The 19,028-nt window shown below is 39.3% G+C and carries 15 protein-coding genes; 6 read left to right on the plus strand and 9 right to left on the minus strand.

Annotation, left to right across the window (positions count from 1 at the left end; all coding sequences use genetic code 11):
* The first annotated feature begins 695 nt into the window (after positions 1–695).
* Positions 696–1,982, plus strand: a complete 1,287-nt coding sequence (locus RB214_RS10365; protein WP_309166655.1) for an ATP-binding protein — start codon at positions 696–698, stop codon at positions 1,980–1,982.
* Between the two features lie 200 nt (positions 1,983–2,182).
* On the opposite strand, the gene RB214_RS10370 is transcribed toward RB214_RS10365, so the two are convergent.
* Entirely contained in the window at positions 2,183–2,521 is a 339-nt protein-coding gene (locus RB214_RS10370; protein WP_165742777.1) for a Grx4 family monothiol glutaredoxin, read from the minus strand.
* 266 nt (positions 2,522–2,787) lie between these two features.
* On the opposite strand from RB214_RS10370, the gene RB214_RS10375 reads away from it, so the two are divergent.
* Positions 2,788–3,369 (plus strand): superoxide dismutase, encoded by a 582-nt coding sequence (locus RB214_RS10375; RefSeq protein WP_002960323.1) that lies wholly within the window; start codon positions 2,788–2,790, stop codon positions 3,367–3,369.
* A 47-nt stretch (positions 3,370–3,416) separates the two neighbouring features.
* Here the strand turns inward: RB214_RS10375 and RB214_RS10380 are convergent, their stop codons facing one another.
* Positions 3,417–4,745 carry an IS4 family transposase gene (locus RB214_RS10380; RefSeq protein WP_375144322.1) on the minus strand — a complete coding sequence of 443 codons (1,329 nt, stop codon included), beginning with the start codon at positions 4,743–4,745 and terminating at the stop codon, positions 3,417–3,419.
* A gap of 272 nt (positions 4,746–5,017) precedes the next feature.
* Between RB214_RS10380 and RB214_RS10385 the strand changes: the two genes are divergently transcribed.
* The 3 genes from RB214_RS10385 to RB214_RS10395 are packed head-to-tail and all read left to right on the plus strand — an operon-like array spanning position 5,018 to position 9,789.
* Positions 5,018–6,940, plus strand: coding sequence for a PrkA family serine protein kinase (locus tag RB214_RS10385; RefSeq protein WP_165742776.1), 1,923 nt, complete (start codon positions 5,018–5,020; stop codon positions 6,938–6,940).
* Between the two features lie 31 nt (positions 6,941–6,971).
* On the plus strand, positions 6,972–8,255 hold the full coding sequence (locus tag RB214_RS10390; RefSeq protein ID WP_007375849.1) for a YeaH/YhbH family protein: 1,284 nt from the start codon (positions 6,972–6,974) through the stop codon (positions 8,253–8,255).
* A 19-nt stretch (positions 8,256–8,274) separates the two neighbouring features.
* Entirely contained in the window at positions 8,275–9,789 is a 1,515-nt protein-coding gene (locus tag RB214_RS10395; protein WP_309166668.1) for a SpoVR family protein, read from the plus strand.
* 98 nt (positions 9,790–9,887) lie between these two features.
* Here RB214_RS10395 and RB214_RS10400 read toward each other — a convergent pair whose 3' ends face one another.
* Together RB214_RS10400 and RB214_RS10405 are read right to left on the minus strand one after the other, a co-directional pair.
* A complete protein-coding gene (locus RB214_RS10400) occupies positions 9,888–10,859 on the minus strand; it encodes a diguanylate cyclase (RefSeq protein ID WP_309166669.1) in 972 nt (323 codons plus the stop codon).
* Between the two features lie 3 nt (positions 10,860–10,862).
* Entirely contained in the window at positions 10,863–11,867 is a 1,005-nt protein-coding gene (locus RB214_RS10405) for a response regulator (protein WP_010553397.1), read from the minus strand.
* Between the two features lie 233 nt (positions 11,868–12,100).
* Here RB214_RS10405 and tpx point away from each other — a divergent pair, with 233 nt between their 5' ends.
* Positions 12,101–12,682 carry a thiol peroxidase gene (gene tpx / locus RB214_RS10410; protein WP_309166670.1) on the plus strand — a complete coding sequence of 194 codons (582 nt, stop codon included), beginning with the start codon at positions 12,101–12,103 and terminating at the stop codon, positions 12,680–12,682.
* A gap of 87 nt (positions 12,683–12,769) precedes the next feature.
* On the opposite strand, the gene adk is transcribed toward tpx, so the two are convergent.
* The 5 genes from adk to recR form a co-directional block, all read right to left on the minus strand.
* A complete protein-coding gene (gene adk, locus RB214_RS10415) occupies positions 12,770–13,414 on the minus strand; it encodes an adenylate kinase (protein ID WP_002962321.1) in 645 nt (214 codons plus the stop codon).
* A gap of 191 nt (positions 13,415–13,605) precedes the next feature.
* Positions 13,606–15,519 carry a molecular chaperone HtpG gene (gene htpG, locus RB214_RS10420; RefSeq protein WP_309166671.1) on the minus strand — a complete coding sequence of 638 codons (1,914 nt, stop codon included), beginning with the start codon at positions 15,517–15,519 and terminating at the stop codon, positions 13,606–13,608.
* Between the two features lie 118 nt (positions 15,520–15,637).
* On the minus strand, positions 15,638–16,375 hold the full coding sequence (locus tag RB214_RS10425; RefSeq protein WP_309166673.1) for an RluA family pseudouridine synthase: 738 nt from the start codon (positions 16,373–16,375) through the stop codon (positions 15,638–15,640).
* A gap of 4 nt (positions 16,376–16,379) precedes the next feature.
* On the minus strand, positions 16,380–18,281 hold the full coding sequence (locus RB214_RS10430) for an MFS transporter (RefSeq protein ID WP_309166675.1): 1,902 nt from the start codon (positions 18,279–18,281) through the stop codon (positions 16,380–16,382).
* A 133-nt stretch (positions 18,282–18,414) separates the two neighbouring features.
* On the minus strand, positions 18,415–19,023 hold the full coding sequence (recR, locus tag RB214_RS10435; protein ID WP_309166676.1) for a recombination mediator RecR: 609 nt from the start codon (positions 19,021–19,023) through the stop codon (positions 18,415–18,417).
* Positions 19,024–19,028 lie beyond the last annotated feature (5 nt).

Raw genomic sequence — 19,028 nt, forward strand, 5'->3', positions numbered from 1 at the left:
CCCTCCCCTTGCTGCACTGTCAGCGTGGATGAACTGCTCGACGATTTGCTAACAGACGGACAAAACTAGCCTCTATCTTAAATAGAGTCAATAGCACTTTGAATACATATTCACATTCTTGAATATTTCTCACTTCATAGCAAGATTTCTTTTTATCATTATTTTTAACATTTAGCGTTATTTTAACCACTATTTTTTCATGACACTGGTGTCAAGTTTAACATATTGTAAAAAACACAAGCGTTAAAAGTCGCAGCTTACGTAAACGTAAAGACGAGTTAAAGTGAATAAGTATTCAACGCGTGAAGGGCTATTCAGTTAACATTTAGATAGTTTTATGCTATTTCATTACTTTAATGGCTTAACATCCCCGATTATTGCTGCTCATTAGTATAGTTATGAAAGTTCATGTCCTTTTTTGTACATTAATAGTGAATTTTTATTTAAAGCGGTGTCCGATGCGGACATAAAAACTGTCCGCGGACATCATTTTTAAGAACAAAAAATAAAAAGCACTTTAATATCAATGCGATAATAGTTGGCATATTAATCGTATAGCTTTACGTATAATCGCTAATTGGAATTACCATGTTTACTCTAAGCTTATTTTTGCTTTCTCCTATTGCCGCCATTTGCACAGCAGCTTTATTACTGCTGTGCGAAAAATACATAAAAGCAATGTAGGGTGGAATTAAATGATTAAAGATACCAGCGCACAAGACGTACAAGTAAAGGCACCTATAAACTATAAAAAATACGCGATAATCACTGCGATTGTTTTCATTGTGGTCTCTACAGTTGCTTATATTTTTTTAACGAGTCATAGCGCTAAAAGCTCTATTAGCCGCTCAAAAGTACAGGTTGCAAAAGTACATGTTAAAGCGCTCATTCGAGATATTGCCGCCAGTGGTAAAATTGTTGCTGCGTTACTGGCCTATAGCCATAATGATGAATTAGGTCATTTGTGCCAGCTTTATAACCAAACTGCAAAGCAATTAAGACAAGAAAAACAATGGGTTTACCAACGAGAGTTGATGCTTGATAAGGTATTACAAAATTCCCCTCAAGCTGTATTATTGGTGAATGATAATGATTTTATTGTTTATAGTAATCATAGTGCGAGGGATTTTTTTAATGCAAGTACAGCCCTTGAAGGCGAAAAAATCTCATTATTATTATCTAAAGCTCCACAGCAAATAATTAATGCCGTTAATAAAGGCGTAGATGGTTTATTTATTCTCGATAAAGCAGAACAAGAACCGCAAACATGGCATCTTTCAATGGGTCGCTTATTGCTTAACAACCAGCACCACAGGTTGTTTGTATTTAAACAATTGACCCGCGAATTGAGCCGCCAAGAAGTTGAAGTTTGGAAAAAGGTTATTCGGATCATTAGCCATGAACTCAATAACTCACTAGGTCCTATGCCATCCATGTTACATAGTGCACAGCTGTTAACGCAGAAAGTGGATGAACCTCGTTTACAACGCGTTTTCACTACCATTGAAGAGCGGATAAAGCATTTAAACGAGTTCGTTCAAGGCTATGGTAAGTTTGCTAAACTACCACCACCTAAAATAACAACGGTTGATTGGCATTCATTACTCGATCAATTACAAAGCCAATGGCAATTTAATTGCGACCTTCAAAAAGAAATCACCACACGAGCCGATCAAACCCAAATAGAGCAATTACTCATTAATCTGTTGAAAAACGCACATGAATCAGAGTCGTTAGCAGAGCATATTAGTTTAAAAATAACACAAGATAGCCTCGGCACTCATATTAATGTGAGCGATCAAGGAAAAGGTATGAGTGAAACGGTTATGGCCAGTGCGCTTATCCCTTTTTATTCTACCAAGGTGGCAGGAAGTGGATTAGGGTTGGCACTGTGTCGAGAAATTGTTGAAGCTCATCATGGGCAAATTAGTCTACACAATCGGGACGTCGGCGGGATCAGTGCTTTTGTAAGTTTACCTTGAGAGTTGTTTAACTTTAAGGCTGAAAGCCTATCCAATTTAGGGGCGATTCAATCGCGCTCTGAAGTTTGTGGCCTTGAAAGCTAAGTAAAAGCCTAGTAAAGCTGCCTTATCACTCCTTACTTTTAGCGTATAAGCAACAACCGTAAATTATTTATAGACATAAAAAAGCTGCAAATTGCAGCTTTTTTTAGCCTAAACACTTATTCAGCGTCTGCAGGTTTATGCTTTGCAGCTGTTTCTGCAATCAGTGGTTGTAATTCACCGCGTTGAAACATTTCGATAATAATGTCACAACCACCAACTAATTCGCCATCTACCCAAAGTTGTGGGAATGTTGGCCAATTTGCGTATGCTGGAAGCTCAGCACGAATGTCTGGATTAAGTAAAATATCAACGTATGCAAATGGTTCACCACATGACATTAACGCTTGCGATGCTTGTGAAGAAAAACCACAATTTGGTAATTTTGGTGACCCTTTCATGAAAAGGATTATTGGATTTTCTGAAATTTGCTGTTTAATTTTATCAATGGTTTCCATCTACAACCTCAAAGTAACGATAGCTAAATATATTTAGGTCTTGAAAATAACTCATCGTGACCACAAATATATAACTTAAAATGGGCAAATAAAGCCGCAATTGAAATAGTCTTTCGCAATAGCATTGCTGTTTGCTTAAACTTGAGTAAAATACTCAACAATTATAGTAACACTATATTACCGCTTGGTATAGGTAACTGCTCTGTTTCAACAGGCATTACGTATTACCAAATGGACTATCAACCAAAGAAGATGGAGATAAAAAAATGGCATTTGAACTACCGTCACTACCATATGCAATCGACGCACTTGAGCCACATATTTCAAAAGAAACGCTAGAGTTTCACCATGGCAAACACCACAACACTTACGTGGTTAAGCTTAATGGTTTAATCCCTGGTACTGAGTTTGAAAACAAATCTCTAGAAGAGATCGTATGTTCATCAGAAGGCGGCGTATTTAACAACGCAGCACAAATCTGGAACCATACTTTTTACTGGAACAGCTTATCTCCAAACGGCGGCGGCGAGCCTACTGGCGCAGTTGCTGATGCAATCAACGCTAAATGGGGTTCTTTTGATGCGTTTAAAGATGCATTAAATGACAAAGCAGTAAATAACTTTGGTTCAAGCTGGACGTGGTTAGTTAAGCTTGCTGATGGTTCACTAGACATCGTTAATACATCTAACGCTGCTACACCATTAACTGATGATGGCGTTACTCCAATCCTTACAGTGGATTTATGGGAACACGCTTACTACATCGATTACCGTAACGTTCGTCCAGATTACCTTAAAGGTTTTTGGTCGCTTGTTAACTGGGAATTCGCGAACGCTAACTTCGCTTAATTAGCCTTTAAACGCTAATGTAAAAAAGACGCTTAGGCTAATGCCAGTCAGTTAAGCTGACTGGCATCTTTCTTTTTATGGGGATACTTAGATGGTTTTGGCTTAACCCATCGGGGATATCTTCTATCCTCTCGTCTAGCTGGAAGCTTAAATAAGACCAGTGTATTGAGTAAGTGCTGCCAGTGTATTGGAATGTTTCCTGGACTCATTATAGATACTGACGAGAAATACTGAATGACAGCCATCGAACTGCTAGAGAAACTAAGCTGGTTAGGCCATATCCCTGTGACTGTCGCCGCCATCGTCATTATTCTTCGTATTAAATTATAGGCGAGTAACACGGCCCATAGCTCCTGACGCACCATGTCTGGACGCTTACTTCTTAAATGGTATGCGCTATCAAGCATAGTTTGTTTGATTTCTCTAAACCCAAGTTCTATCTCCCAACGATGACAATATAATTCAACAATTTCATTACCTGGATAACGCAATCTATCCGTCATCGAGGTTAATATACGGTAGCTTTTGCCCTTTATTGTTTTACTGATTAATCTCGCTTTAATCGTTTCAGGAACATCGGGAAAGTTTTTTTGTGCATGCTTTGTTGTTTTCAATTCAATGATATGGTCATTTTTACCCGCGCTGGAGATGATTTCATACTGTAAGTCGGGCCTTGCTGGTATCAGCCAGTGCCTCATCTTCCCAGTTTGGTGCCAACGATTTAACAGGCCTAAAGAATAATATCCTTTATCAAACATAGTCAGTGAATTATCTGGTGTACGTTCAATTAAACGCTCAGCTAATTTCATCTCGTTGGTTTTATAGTTATCAAACTCGCTACTGAGCAGTTGATGGCTGGTCAATTCCATATGACAGACCATGCGTATTTGAGGAAAGGCTGTATCACCGTATTGGTTGCTACCAGAAGAGAAGGCTTTACGGTTATCAGGCGTGTCGGCTGTTCGCCACACAACACCGTCAACAGCTAATAGGTTCAAACCATTCCATGTTTCGAATGACTGTTGCTTATACATTGATTGAGCAGATTTATTGAAAACGTGTTTAACGGAATCATCACCTAACCTTTGTCTCGCCTGTACCATCGCACTTGGAGCAACGAGTGGGTTCTTGCCAGGTAACATGATATCTAGCTTATTAGCGATATTCCAAACCGATTCTTTTCGAAACAATGCCATGCCAATAACTGACCACAAAACGGCCTCAAGCGGTAACCTTCGCTTACGAACGGTTGCAATCCCAGCTTGTTGAAAACCTTGTTCAATGATTTCAGGGTCAAGAATTTCTGATAATTTTTCAAAGGTATGGTATCGGCTGCTTTCTTCAAGTGTTGCTTGCAGTGCTTGTTCTATATTCACAAAAAAATCCGTAGTTAGTTTCCTAACTACGGATTTTGCATGATCGTTTGGATCGGTCAACCGGTCATTTTCTTAACTGATCGGCATTAGACGCTTAGGCGTCTTTTTTTGTTTGTTGTTTATCACACCTAAGCGCCTCATCATTTGATAAAGCGCTTTTAGTAACATGATCTTTTTTCACTTAAATTTTTAATTTTATTGCACAAAAATACACATTCGTGACTAGACTTTAAAAGGTAAGCACCTTTTTACAGCGGGTTTCGGAGGTTATTATGACGATTTTTGAGCATTACCAAGCACGATACGAAGCGGCACAGGAAGAAGAATACAGTATCGCTGAATTTCTTGAGATTTGTAAAACCGATAAGTCTGCCTACGCCAGCGCACCAGAACGCCTACTCATGGCAATTGGCGAACCACACATGGTAGATACCGCAACGGATGCACGACTAAGTCGATTATTTTCAAATAGAGTAGTTGCGCGCTACCCTGCATTTGCTGATTTTTATGGTATGGAAGACGCCATTGAGCAAATAGTCTCTTATTTAAAACATGCGGCTCAGGGGCTAGAAGAATGCAAACAAGTGCTTTATTTACTTGGACCTGTTGGTGGGGGTAAATCATCCATTGCTGAAAAACTAAAGTATTTAATGCAACAAGTGCCTATTTATTCAATTAAAGGGTCTCCTGTAAACGACCACCCCCTCTCTTTGTTTGATCCTATCGAAGATGCAGACGTACTCAGCAAAGAATGCGGTATTAAACCGCGCTACTTAAAAACCATTATGTCGCCTTGGGCTGGCAAACGCTTAAAAGAGTTCAATGGTGATATAAGCCAGTTTAGAGTGGTTAAACGCTACCCTTCTATTTTAAACCAAATAGGCATTGCCAAAACCGAACCAGGAGATGAAAACAACCAAGATATTTCAGCACTGGTTGGTAAGGTCGATATTCGCCAGCTTGAGCACTTTGCCCAAAACGATCCTGATGCATACGCCTACTCTGGCTCTTTATGTTTAGCTAACCAAGGGCTGATGGAATTTGTAGAAATGTTTAAAGCGCCTATTAAAGTGCTGCATCCTTTACTTACCGCCACCCAAGAAGGTAACTATAACGGCACAGAAGGCATTAGTGCCCTGCCCTTTAATGGCATGATCCTCGCTCACTCTAATGAGTCTGAGTGGCAAACCTTTAAAAACAATAAAAACAACGAAGCATTTTTAGACCGTGTTTATATTGTAAAAGTCCCTTATTGCTTACGTGTAACTGAAGAAATTAAAATTTACGACAAATTACTTGAGCACAGCGAGCTATACAACGCGCCATGTGCACCGGGTACACTTAAAACATTGGCGCAATTTACGACGCTATCACGTTTAAAAGAGCCAGAAAATTCAAGTATCTATTCTAAAATGCGGGTATACGATGGCGAGACCCTAAAAGATACCGACCCTAAAGCAAAATCGTATCAAGAGTATCGTGATTACGCAGGGGTTGATGAAGGTATGACGGGGCTCTCTACGCGCTTTGCGTTTAAAATTTTGTCCCGAGTGTTTAACTTTGATACCACTGAGGTTGCTGCAAATCCGGTGCATTTGTTCTATGTGCTTGAGCAACAGATAGAGCGCGAGCAATTTTCAAGTGAAATAGAAGAGCGTTATTTAAGCTTTTTAAAAGGCTATTTAATTCCACAATATGTCGAGTTTATAGGTAAAGAACTGCAAACCGCTTATTTAGAATCGTATTCGGAATATGGACAAAATATTTTTGACCGTTATGTTATTTATGCAGATTTTTGGATACAAGACCAAGAATATAGAGACCCCGATACAGGACAACTATTTGACCGCGCAGCGCTAAACGCTGAACTTGAAAAAATAGAAAAGCCAGCGGGTATTTCTAATCCTAAAGATTTTCGTAATGAAATAGTGAACTTTGTACTGCGTGCCCGCGCACACAACAACGGTAAAAACCCACTATGGACAAGCTACGAAAAACTACGCACGGTGATTGAGAAAAAAATGTTCTCTAATACCGAAGATTTACTCCCTGTTATTTCGTTTAATACTAAAACGTCTGCAGAGGATCAGCAAAAGCACGAAGACTTTGTGAACCGTATGGTCGAAAAAGGCTATACACAAAAACAAGTTCGCTTGCTTTCTGAGTGGTATTTACGGGTTAGAAAATCGCAATAACCTTCATAGTCGTAGTATATAGGAGGTCAATATGGCGCATTTTATAGATAGGCGTTTAAACGGAAAAAATAAAAGTACGCTTAATCGCCAGCGCTTTATTAGGCGCTATAAAAAACAAATTAAAGAAGCGGTTTCAGATGCGATTAACAAACGCAGCGTTACCGATTCAAGCTCTGGTGAGAGTATTTCTATTCCACAACGCGATATCAGCGAACCTACATTTCATCAAGGGCAAGGCGGGAATAGAGAACAAATTCACCCTGGTAACGATCAGTTTTCTACAGGTGATAAAATTGAGCGCCCTAAAGGCGGACAAGGCGGTGGTGCCGGTGAAGGTGACGCCAGCGATTCGGGCGAGGGACAAGATGAGTTTGTATTTTCAATATCAAAAGATGAATACCTTGATTTACTGTTTGAAGATCTAGAACTTCCTAACTTACAAGAGAACCAGCTTGATAAGTTAGTGCAAATGAAAACCCATCGCGCAGGTTTTTGTAGCGACGGCATGCCAAGTAATATTGACATTGTCCGCTCTCTTCAAGGCTCGCTTGCACGCCGTGTGGCAATGAGTGCAGGTAAAAAACGTCGTTTAAAAGAGCTCGAAGAACAACTTGCTCTGCTGCTTGCTGGTCCACATAACGATAAAGCGGCAATTGCTTTATTACAAAAAGAAATTGCAGCATTAAAAGTGCAAATTAAGTCGGTTCCGTTTATTGATAACTACGATTTACGTTTTCGTAATTACGAAAAGCGCCCTCACCCCACCAGCAAAGCGGTGATGTTTTGTATTATGGATGTGTCAGGCTCAATGGATCAGCCAACAAAAGACATGGCAAAGCGTTTTTATATTTTGCTCTATCAATTTTTAACACGCAGCTATAAAGACATAGAAGTTGTTTATATTCGCCACCACACACAGGCTAAAGAAGTTGACGAACAAGAGTTTTTTTACTCCCAAGAAACTGGCGGCACTATTGTTTCGAGCGCTCTTAAATTAATGAACGAAATAATAAAAGAGCGTTATCACGCAAATGAGTGGAATGTATACGCCGCACAAGCCTCTGATGGCGATAACTGGGCGGACGACACCCCGCAGTGTGGTGAAATATTACGTAATAAGCTCTTAAGCGCTGTACGTTATTTTGCTTATATTGAAATAACCACTCGTGCTCATCAAAGCCTATGGCGCGAATATGAATCTATAACACACAGCCATAATAATTTCGCCATACAGCATATTCAAAGCGTTGAAGATATTTACCCAATTTTTAGGGAGCTATTTAAAAAAGGTCGTCAACAGCAAAACTCTGCATAGCCAAAAGCGAGGTAACATTATGAATGATAAACGATTGAGTGATGGCCCAGATTGGACCTTTGATTTATTAGATGAGTACCAAGGTGAAATTGCTCGTGTTGCAGCTCACTATAGGTTAGACACCTACCCTAATCAAATTGAAGTGATAACCGCAGAGCAAATGATGGATGCTTACTCAAGTGTTGGTATGCCTATTGGCTACAGTCATTGGTCGTACGGTAAAAAGTTCATTCAAACAGAGCAAAATTATAAGCGCGGACAAATGGGTCTCGCTTACGAAATAGTGATAAATTCAGACCCTTGTATTGCGTACTTAATGGAAGAAAACACCCTACCTATGCAAGCGCTTGTAATGGCACATGCGTGTTACGGACATAACTCATTTTTTAAAGGTAATTACTTATTTAAAACCTGGACCGATGCAGGTTCAATTATTGATTACTTGGTATTTGCTAAAAACTACATAAGCCGCTGTGAAGAAAAGCACGGTATTACACAAGTAGAAGCCCTGCTCGACTCATGTCATGCATTAATGAACTACGGGGTCGATCGCTACAAACGTCCACAACAAATATCGCTATTTGAAGAGCAAAAACGCCAACAAGAGCGCGAAGACTACCTTCAATCGCAAGTAAACGAATTATGGCGAACTATTCCTGAGCAACAGCAAGAAACCAAAAAGAAAGTCCGCCATTTCCCTTCTGAACCTCAAGAAAATATTTTGTATTTTATTGAAAAAAATGCCCCATTACTCGATTCTTGGCAACGTGAAGTGATACGTATTGTACGTAAAATTTCGCAATACTTTTACCCACAAAAACAAACTCAAGTAATGAACGAAGGCTGGGCAACTTTTTGGCATTACACCATCCTTAATCACTTATATGATGAGGGAAAGCTCACCGACTCTTTCATGTTAGAGTTTCTACAAAGCCACACCAACGTAGTTTATCAGCCACCTTATAACAGTAAATATTATTCAGGCATTAACCCATATGCTTTAGGCTTTAATATGATGGTTGATATTCGCAGAATATGTGAACACCCAACTGAAGAAGATAAACGCTGGTTTCCTGAATATGCAGGTAGTAACTGGCTAGATACACTGCATTTTGCAATGGAAAACTTTAAGGATGAGAGTTTTATTAGCCAGTTTTTATCGCCTAAGTTAATTCGTGATTTTAAATTATTTACTATTATTGACCATGCTAATAATCCCCATTTAGAGATTGGCGCAATACATAACGACAACGGCTATAAGGCAGTGAGAGAAGCAATCTCAGCGCAGTACAATTTAAGTAATCATGAGCCTAACATTCAAGTGTATGATGTTGATATTAGAGGTGACCGTTCATTAACCCTACGCTATGTACCTCATAACAATATTCCTTTAGCAAACTCGCACGAGGAAGTGCTTAAGCATCTTTACAGATTATGGGGCTTTAAAGTAAAACTAGAGCAAGAGTCAAATTCTGGTGAGGTTTCAATGATTGGTCAATGCCCAATAGATGACTCTCGACACACAACACAATAATAAAGGGCAATACAATTTTCATACTGATTGGGTTTGCTCAGCAAATTGTAAAAACACGGTATTATTTAACCCTAAATTCTGGATATAAAAAATGACGCTTAAGTGTCATTTTTTATATCTGTATAGGCTGTCACCTTGTTTCGGCCTGTATTTTTTGAGTGATATAACGCTTTATCGGCAGCTTCTATCCAACGCTCATGATTTTTAAAATCATTACTATTGCCAGCAAAGCCGATGCTCACCGTCATTTTTATTTCAAAATGTTTATACTTAACTGGATTTGACTCTATATGTACTCTTAAACGTTCAGCAAATATAGTCGCCCCCTCTTGATCAGTATCAAGTAAAGTTACTACAAACTCTTCACCACCGTAACGGCCAGCTATATCTGTTTCGCGTAGCGTTGTACGTAATAAGTTTGATAGATGACGGAGCGCTTCATCGCCGCAACTATGCCCATATTCATCATTTATTTTTTTAAAGTGATCAATATCAAACATTAATAATGTACTACAGCTACCACTTCGCTTAACCCTCAAAAACTCTTGGCGTAGCGTACCTTCCCAATGCCCACGATTTGCAAGCTGCGTTAAACTATCTGTTTGACTAACTTGTTCTAATTTTTTATTTAACTCTTCAAGCTCTTTTTTATTTACCGCAACATCGGTCACATCGTACAAAATAATACAAATGTGGCTCACTTCGCCCATCGTATTGGTAAGAGGGATGAATGTCGCATTTTGATACATGTAATCAGCTTTACCAGTAATAGGCCGATAATTTTTAAACCTAAAAATGTATGGCTGCTGCTCCCAAATCGTAAAAGAGCGGTTTTTTAAAACAAAAACCGACTCAGATTTACTTCTAAACCATTTTTCGTCTATTGCAGGAAATAAATCAAATAGATCTTTATCTTTTACTGCGCTTGGTAGAAGCCCTGAATGGTTTTCCATAAAACCATTCCATACACACACCTTATAATCCCTATCGAGTACCACAAGGCCTACATCTACGGTATTAAACATATCCATTAACCAATGGATCTCATTCATTTCTAAATCAGCGGCCATAACTTAATCTTCTAATAGGTAAGCAACTTTGTATTTCAAAGTTTTAAGTGAATCTTCAGTAAATAACAGCATGAGGTCGCAATTTATATCATGGTTTTCAATACCGTAACTAATCTCTATTGCAAGGGTGCGTTGCCAACGTGACTTGTTTGATTTAACCAACTCAGATACATCTCTGTGTTGGCCAAGTACAATCGGGTGCCCTTGACTAAATGACATATCGAGCTGTTTTGAAAGACCCGTTAAAATAGCGCCTATCAAAATATTACTAATATCCATAAGCAGCTCAAGTTCAACTTTATCGTTTAACTCGCCGTCATAGTTCATCAAAGAAGCTATTTCTTTAAAGCTTGAATCATTTAAAAGTAATAGCGCCTCGCCCGAAATACCACCGCCAATAAAGCCCTGGCACACACCCGATGTAGCTGCGTTATTATCAATAGAGCGCAGCGCCATATCGAGTTCGTTAACTTCTAAAATATTTACATTCGGAATTGGAAGCTTTACAAACACATTAAGCAGACGTGCAAGTAAATCCCCTGCTTGGCCCATAGCAACGTTAGTGAGCTCTTGGTATATATCCCGAACATCAGGGTCAACTTGCTCTCCTAATGAATGAGAGAGACGTTCACGCATGGCTTTGTCTTTAATTCCATGGTGTTCAATTATGCTGGCTAGTTTTTCGGGGGAACATGGTTTTTGAATAAAGTCGATAGCACCAAGCTCAAGCACTCTTTGGTGTGCACTTGGTTGTATATCACCAGAGACAACAACAGTGAGAATATTAAGCCCCTGTTCTTTCATAGCGATTAATACTTCATAACCGTCCATTTCTGGCATGTTTAAATCGAGAAAAAGTATCTCTGGTTCAATTAACTTTATTTGCTTTATACAATCAACGCCGTCAAGTGCAAATTCAACTTTAATGTCCCAATCTTCAGGTAATGAACGAGCTAACTGACGCCTAGCTAATTTTGAGTCATCACATATTAATACTGATGTTGACATATTATCTCTCTGTTTCTAAACCCGTCATGAGCATTAAAATCATTGTATAAAGGTTTTTATTTTTATTATTAAAGATATCTTTTGTAACTCCATGTTAATCAAAGTTTAGCCCAGTTACAATTTTTATATCGCAGAGCTTATACCTACTCTATTAAGCAGGTTTAATCACTTGGTTACTATAGCGCAGTATAATACACTGACGCCCATTGCGTTAATTTAAAAGGAAATACCTTATGTTACGTTCACTTGCCTTTGCTTTGAGTGCATTTTGCTCTGTGGCTATTGCAGCCGACTATCCAGAAAACACGCTTGATGCAGGAAAAGTATCCGCACAAGGCAAACCTGTCACTTTATTAGGTCAAGGTATCTCAGTGGGAGATAGTGCACCAAATTTTAAAGTTGTTGATGACAACTTTATTCCAGTGACACTTGAGGATTATAAAGGCCAAGCTGTATTAATAAGTGTAGTACCCAGCCTAGATACCGGCATTTGTAGCCTGCAAACTAAGCACTTTAATGAAAAAGTAGCCTCACAATTCCCAAGTGTAGTTATGCTAACAATTAGTGCTGATTTACCATTTGCTCAAAAGCGTTTTTGCAAAGCTGAAAATATCGATAAAATTACTACGTTATCAGATTCTGTTTGGCGTGATTTTGGCCAAAAATACGGATTGATTATTAAAGATATGGGCTTACTAACGCGAACGGTATTTATTTTAGATGAAAGCCATAACGTCATTTATAAACAGTTAGTTAGCAGCCTTTCAACTGAACCAGAATACAACAGCGTAATTGAGAAACTTAAAACACTGTAAAGTCTATTAAGTAGCACTAATTAAGCAATGCTAAATAGCCTTAAAACAAAAACCGCCAATTGGCGGTTTTTTAGTGTGCTTTTATAATTAACCTAAAAGTTCACCAAGTTGTTGGCTAACAGTTTCAACAGCTTGTGTACCATCTAGTTTATGGTATTGAGTATTACCAGCAGCCGCTTCTGCTTGGTAGTAATCAACTAATGGCATAGTTTGCTCGTGATAAATACCTAAGCGTTTACGTACTGTCTCTTCAGTATCATCAGCGCGAACAATTAAGTCTTCGCCGGTTTCGTTGTCTTTACCTTCCACTTTTGGTGGATTATAAACAACGTGGTAAACACGGCCAGAACCAGGATGAACGCGACGTCCGCCCATGCGCTCAACAATGACTTCATCAGCCACGTCAAATTCAATAACGTGATCAACCACCACGCCATTTTCTTTCATTGCATCCGCTTGCGGGATTGTACGCGGGAAGCCATCAAGTAAAAAACCTTTCTCACAATCCGCTTTAGTAATACGCTCTTTAACTAAACCAATAATAATATCGTCAGAAATTAGTTGACCAGCATCCATTACTTTTTTTGCTTCTAGACCCAGTGGCGTGCCTTCTTTAATTGCCGCACGTAACATATCGCCAGTAGAAATTTGTGGAATACCGTATTTGTCCATTAAAAACTGAGCTTGAGTACCTTTACCTGCACCCGGCGCGCCCAAAAGAATAATGCGCATATTATTGTCCCCTAGTATGGATATTTATTTTAAAGCCTGAATTCTTCCACAAGCGCCGCCGATACTCAAGCAACTTATACTAATTGATGAGCCGTTGGGCTGTTTACAGCGCATTAAAAAAGGGAACTGACGTTCCCTTTTATTTAAAGTACATAATTTATACTTTATTAACTGAGTAAATAGCTACTTGCTTATTTACTTAGTTCAAGCATCAATTTATTTAAGCGAGTAACAAATCCTGTTGGGTCTTTAAGTGTACCGCGCTCTGCAAGTAGTGCTTGATCTAGTAAAACGTGTGACCACTGCGCAAACTTATCTTCATCTTGTTCATCATTTAAGTGCTTAACAAGTTGGTGCTCTGGGTTTAGCTCAAACACAGGTTTAGCTTCTGGCGCTGCTTGACCAACAGACTCCATTAGCTTTTGCATTTGTGAGCTCATGTCGTTGTCGTCGCTTACAACACATGCTGGAGAATCTGTTAAGCGGTGCGTAAAGCGCACTTCTTTAACGTCATCACCTAGTGCTGTTTTAATACGTTCAACAAGCCCAGCCATTTCTTTTTCAGACTCTTCTTGCGCTTTTTTAGTTTCTTCGTCGTCAAGCTTACCTAAATCTAAGTCACCACGTGTGATTGACTGTAGTTGCTTATCAGCAAATTCAGTTAGGTGGCTCATCATCCACTCGTCAACACGGTCACTTAATAGTAATACTTCAATGCCTTTTTTGCGGAAAATCTCTAAATGCGGTGAGTTTTTCGCAGCGGTGAATGTATCAGCTACTACGTAGTAAATTTTGTCTTGGCCTTCGTTCATGCGTTCAACATATTGCTCAAGCGACACATCTTGTGTTTCTGAGTCAGTGTGTGTCGAAGAAAAACGAAGTAGCTTACAAATAGCTTCTTTATTTGCAGCATCTTCAGCTGGGCCTTCTTTCATTACTTGACCAAACTCATTCCAAAATACTTGGTAATCGTCAGCTTTGTTTTTAGCCATACGCTCAAGCATTTTAATAATACGCGATGTACACCCTTTACGAATAGCTTGCGTTACTTTGTTATCTTGTAGGATTTCACGAGATACGTTCAGTGGTAAATCGTTTGAATCTAATAAACCTTTTACAAAGCGAAGGTAGCTTGGCATAAACTGCTCAGCATCATCCATTACAAATACACGTTGTACGTAAAGTTTTAAACCACTTTGACGTTCACGGTTCCATAAGTCGAAAGGTGCTTTTTTAGGAATATATAAAAGGCTCGTGTATTCAGTTTTACCTTCAACCTTATTATGTGCCCAGCTAAGTGGCTCTTCCCAATCATGGCTTACATGCTTGTAAAACTCTTTGTATTCTTCATCAGAAAGCTCTGATTTATCGCGAGTCCACAATGCAGTTGCACGGTTAATGCTTTCCCATTCACCTGGTACTGCTGGAATTTTTTCGCCGTCTTCGCCTTCAGATTCTGGTACTTCTGCCTTAAACATTTGTACTGGCGTTGAAATATGGTCTGAGTATTTTGTAACAATGCTACGCAGGCGGTAATCGTCAGCAAATCCTTTTTCTTCATCACGAAGATGTAAAATAATGTCGGTACCACGGCCTTCTTTTTCAATTTCTTGAAGCGTGTATTCGCCTTCACCTTGAGATTCCCACTCGTAAGCTGTTGTTTCACCCGCTTTACGTGTACGAACAGTGACTAAATCAGCAACAATAAATGCTGAGTAAAAACCAACACCAAATTGACCAATTAACTGTGAATCTTTACTTTGATCACCCGTTAAGTTTTTGAAAAACTCAGCAGTACCCGACTTTGCAATAGTACCTAATGAGCTAATGATTTCATCGCGCGTCATACCAATACCATTATCTGAAATGGTAATTGTATTTGCTTCTTTATCTGCACTAATACGAACACGTAAATCGGCATCACCTTGGTAAAGGTCACCTTGAGATAATGCTAAAAAGCGTAACTTGTCTGCTGCGTCTGATGCATTTGACACAAGCTCACGTAAAAATATTTCTTTATTAGAATAAAGAGAATGAATCATTAAGTTTAATAATTGTTTTACTTCTGTTTGAAAGCCTAATGTTTCTTTTTGTGCTGCAGTCATTTATATATCTCCAATTTGCAAAGTGTCTGCGTTATGCACTTAATATGGGGTGAGGTGTTAGAACTTCAAGGGAAAAATTTAAAAAAGGTGAAACGAAAACAAAGAACCATTAATTTGTTTAAAACGAATGCGGGCTGTTAATATGGATTCTCTCGCCGCTGCTGGGGTGCTCAAAATATAAATCGCTGGCATGTAATTGTAACCGCCCTGCCATATGTTCACTTTGCGCACTTTTATATAAATCACAGCCTAAAATTGGATGCCCTATAAACTGGCTGTGTATCCTTAATTGGTGAGTACGCCCAGTAATAGGTGTAAATTGCACTAAGGTTCTGCACGGCTGCCTGAGCCGCTCAAGTACTTTATATTCACTCACCGCTGTTTTACCTGTCGATTGGCAAATTTTAACACGCGGAAAAAGCAGTTTATCTTTTGCAATTGGCGCAGTAATTTGCCCTTCATCAACAGCCAAGCATCCCTCTAACATGGCAACATAACGCTTTTGAATAGTGCGTGCCTGAAATTGCTTATTAAGGTGCTTTGACGCAATCGCGTTTAATCCAACAATCATAATGCCCGATGTGCCCAAATCTAGCCGATGCGGTAACTTAGCCTCTACGAATGCAGCTGTTAAGCCCTTTTGACCATTTACTAAGCGGTAATGCACTGAGTCCCAATTAAGCGGATTTTTACCTGATAAGCTTAATAGTCCACTGGGTTTATTGATCAGTAAAATATCGTCATCTTGATATAATATTTCAATAAACCCGTCGCACTTAGGGGCTAAAAAATCATCAACTATAAGGGGTTGTTCTGAAGGTGTTTGCGATGTTGAGTTAGCCATTAAGTTAATCATTAAATTAGTCACTATCTTTTGAATGAAGCGCTTTTAAAGCCAATACTTTTTCACGTAAATCATCTGCTACTACTTTATCAGCAGCAATCGGGGCACCAACTGCAACCGACACCAAAGACCATTTTAATCGAGGTAATTGCCATTTAGCTTTACGGCTAAACATGCTGCCCCATAAACCACCTAAGTGCACAGGAATAACGAGCACAGGTGAGCGCTCAATAATGCGCTCGATTCCACGGCGAAAAATATCCACTGAGCCGTCACTGGTTAGTTTTCCTTCAGGGAAAATACCAACAAGTTCGCCTTTATTAAGCGCAGCAGCCACTTCATCAAAGGCTTTTTTAAACGCTTCTGGGTTGGTTTTTTCACTGTTAATGGGAATAGCCTTAGCCATTTTAAATAACCAATGTAGGGCCGGTGAATAATAAATAGGGGCAAATACCATAAACCGGATAGGCCTTGGTGATGCGGCTAAAATAAACATCCAATCAACAAAGCTGACATGATTACACACGACAACCGCAGCGCCTGCATCAGGTATATTACTTTCACCTTTTGTACGCACTCTGTACATACAAATAGCTAAAATATATATAATAAATCGTAAAAAGAACTCTGGTACCTTGGTATAAATATAAACAGAGATAAGTAAGTTTAGCCCAGCAAGTAACAGTAGCAACTCTGAAATACTCCACTGAAAAACAGACAGCGTTACAATACTTAAAACAGCACTGCCCACCATAAACAGTGCATTTAATACATTGTTAGCCGCTATAACTCGTGAGCGACTCGACTCTTCAGTACGCTGTTGAATAAGCGCATACAGCGGTACAGTGTAAAAACCAGAACCAACACCAATGCCTGCCATCCATACAAAGTGCCACACCATATCGCCTGTTTTTAATAGCTCCTGAAGCGTCATTAACTCAGGGTGTTGAGGTAAATAAGAGCTAATGGCTGGCTCTTGGCTCAGTAAGTATAAAAACAAGGTAATTAAGATAGCGCCAAAAGGCACAATTCCTAATTCTATTCGAGAGCGAGAAAGCTTTTCACACAGTAACGAACCAATCGCAATACTTAGTGAAAACACAACCAGTGCGCTAGTTACAACCACTTCATCACCGCCCATGGTGTGTTTTACATAATTTGGTAAGGACGTTAAAACGATGGCGCCAATTAACCAAAACCAACTGATCCCAAGTACTGATTTACCAACCGATTCTGTTTGCGAATTAAGCGCTGAAAATACGTTTTTTGTGGATGAAAATATATTAAAGGTAAATTTTAAGTTAGGCTCGTTTGCTTCACTAGTGGGTATAAAGCGACTGCTCACATAACCCATCACGGCCAATACTAATACTGCAATACTTATAAGCGTAGGCCCTACTGATTGAGTAATATAATAAGTGCCAAAAATTGTACCCATTAGTATGGCCACAAACGTGCCTGATTCAACCAAACCATTCGCTTTTGTTAATTCATTAGGTGCTACGTGCTGCGGTAAAATAGAATATTTTAGTGGACCAAAAAACGTACTTTGCACACCCATTAAAAATACGGTCGCTAACATTAGCCACACATACTGAGTTAAAATAGAAACGGCCCCTACAACCATGATAGGAATTTCACATAGTTTTACGATTCTAATCAATTTTGATTTTTCTGTTTTTTCTGCGAGCTGCCCCGCCATCCCTGAAAATAAAAAGAACGGAAGAATAAATAACCCAGCAGCAACATTTGAATAAAGTGCCCCATCGGCGAGCGTTGCAGCCTGAAATATCAATAAAATAAGCACTGATTGCTTATACACGTTATCGTTTATTGCTGAGAAAAACTGCGTAATAAAAAGCGGTAAAAAACGCTTACTACCGAGTAATGCACTTTGATAGGGTTGGTTATCTTTCATTGTATTCCTTACTAATTAGAGACATAGCCCAAAAATATATTAGATTGTTTTTAAGCTTACCTTAAAAACGAAAAAGCCTACATGATTTAATCATGTAGGCTTTGGTAATTTGTTTTCAAATAGTGACTTAGAGCTAGTCTTGAGTAACTAGGCGCCTGCCGCTAAAGGCATGCATAAGTGTTCTACCATCTACTAAATCAAGCTCACCTCCCACAGGAATACCATGGGCAATACGTGAAGCGCCTACTTTGTATTTATGACAAAGCTGAGCAATATAATGTGCGGTAGTATCGCCTTCAACCGTAGGGTTAGTCGCTAAAATAACCTCATCAATATCGCCTTGAGCAAGCTTTTGCTCTAAAACATCTAAGCCAATCTCTTTAGGACCAATACCGTCTATTGGCGATAAGTGACCCATTAATACAAAGTATAAACCTAAATACTGCCCTGTTTGCTCGATGGCAAGTACGTCAGTCGGCGATTCAACAACACATAATATACCGCTGTTTTGGCGTTTTGTACTTAAACAAATATCGCACTGAGCTTGTTCGCAAAAAGTACGACAAGACTGACAGTGCCCTATGGCGGTCATTGCTTTAGTGAGTGCATTGCCCAGCTGAGTGCCTCCCTTTCGGTCGCGCTCAAGCAGGTGAAAAGCAATACGTTGCGCTGACTTTGGACCAATGCCCGGTTGACAGCGCAGTGCTTCTATAAGCTGATTTAAACTATCTGAAAGTTGCATTATTT

Source organism: Pseudoalteromonas sp. HL-AS1, assembly GCF_031198785.1.
Classification (GTDB): domain Bacteria; phylum Pseudomonadota; class Gammaproteobacteria; order Enterobacterales; family Alteromonadaceae; genus Pseudoalteromonas; species Pseudoalteromonas distincta.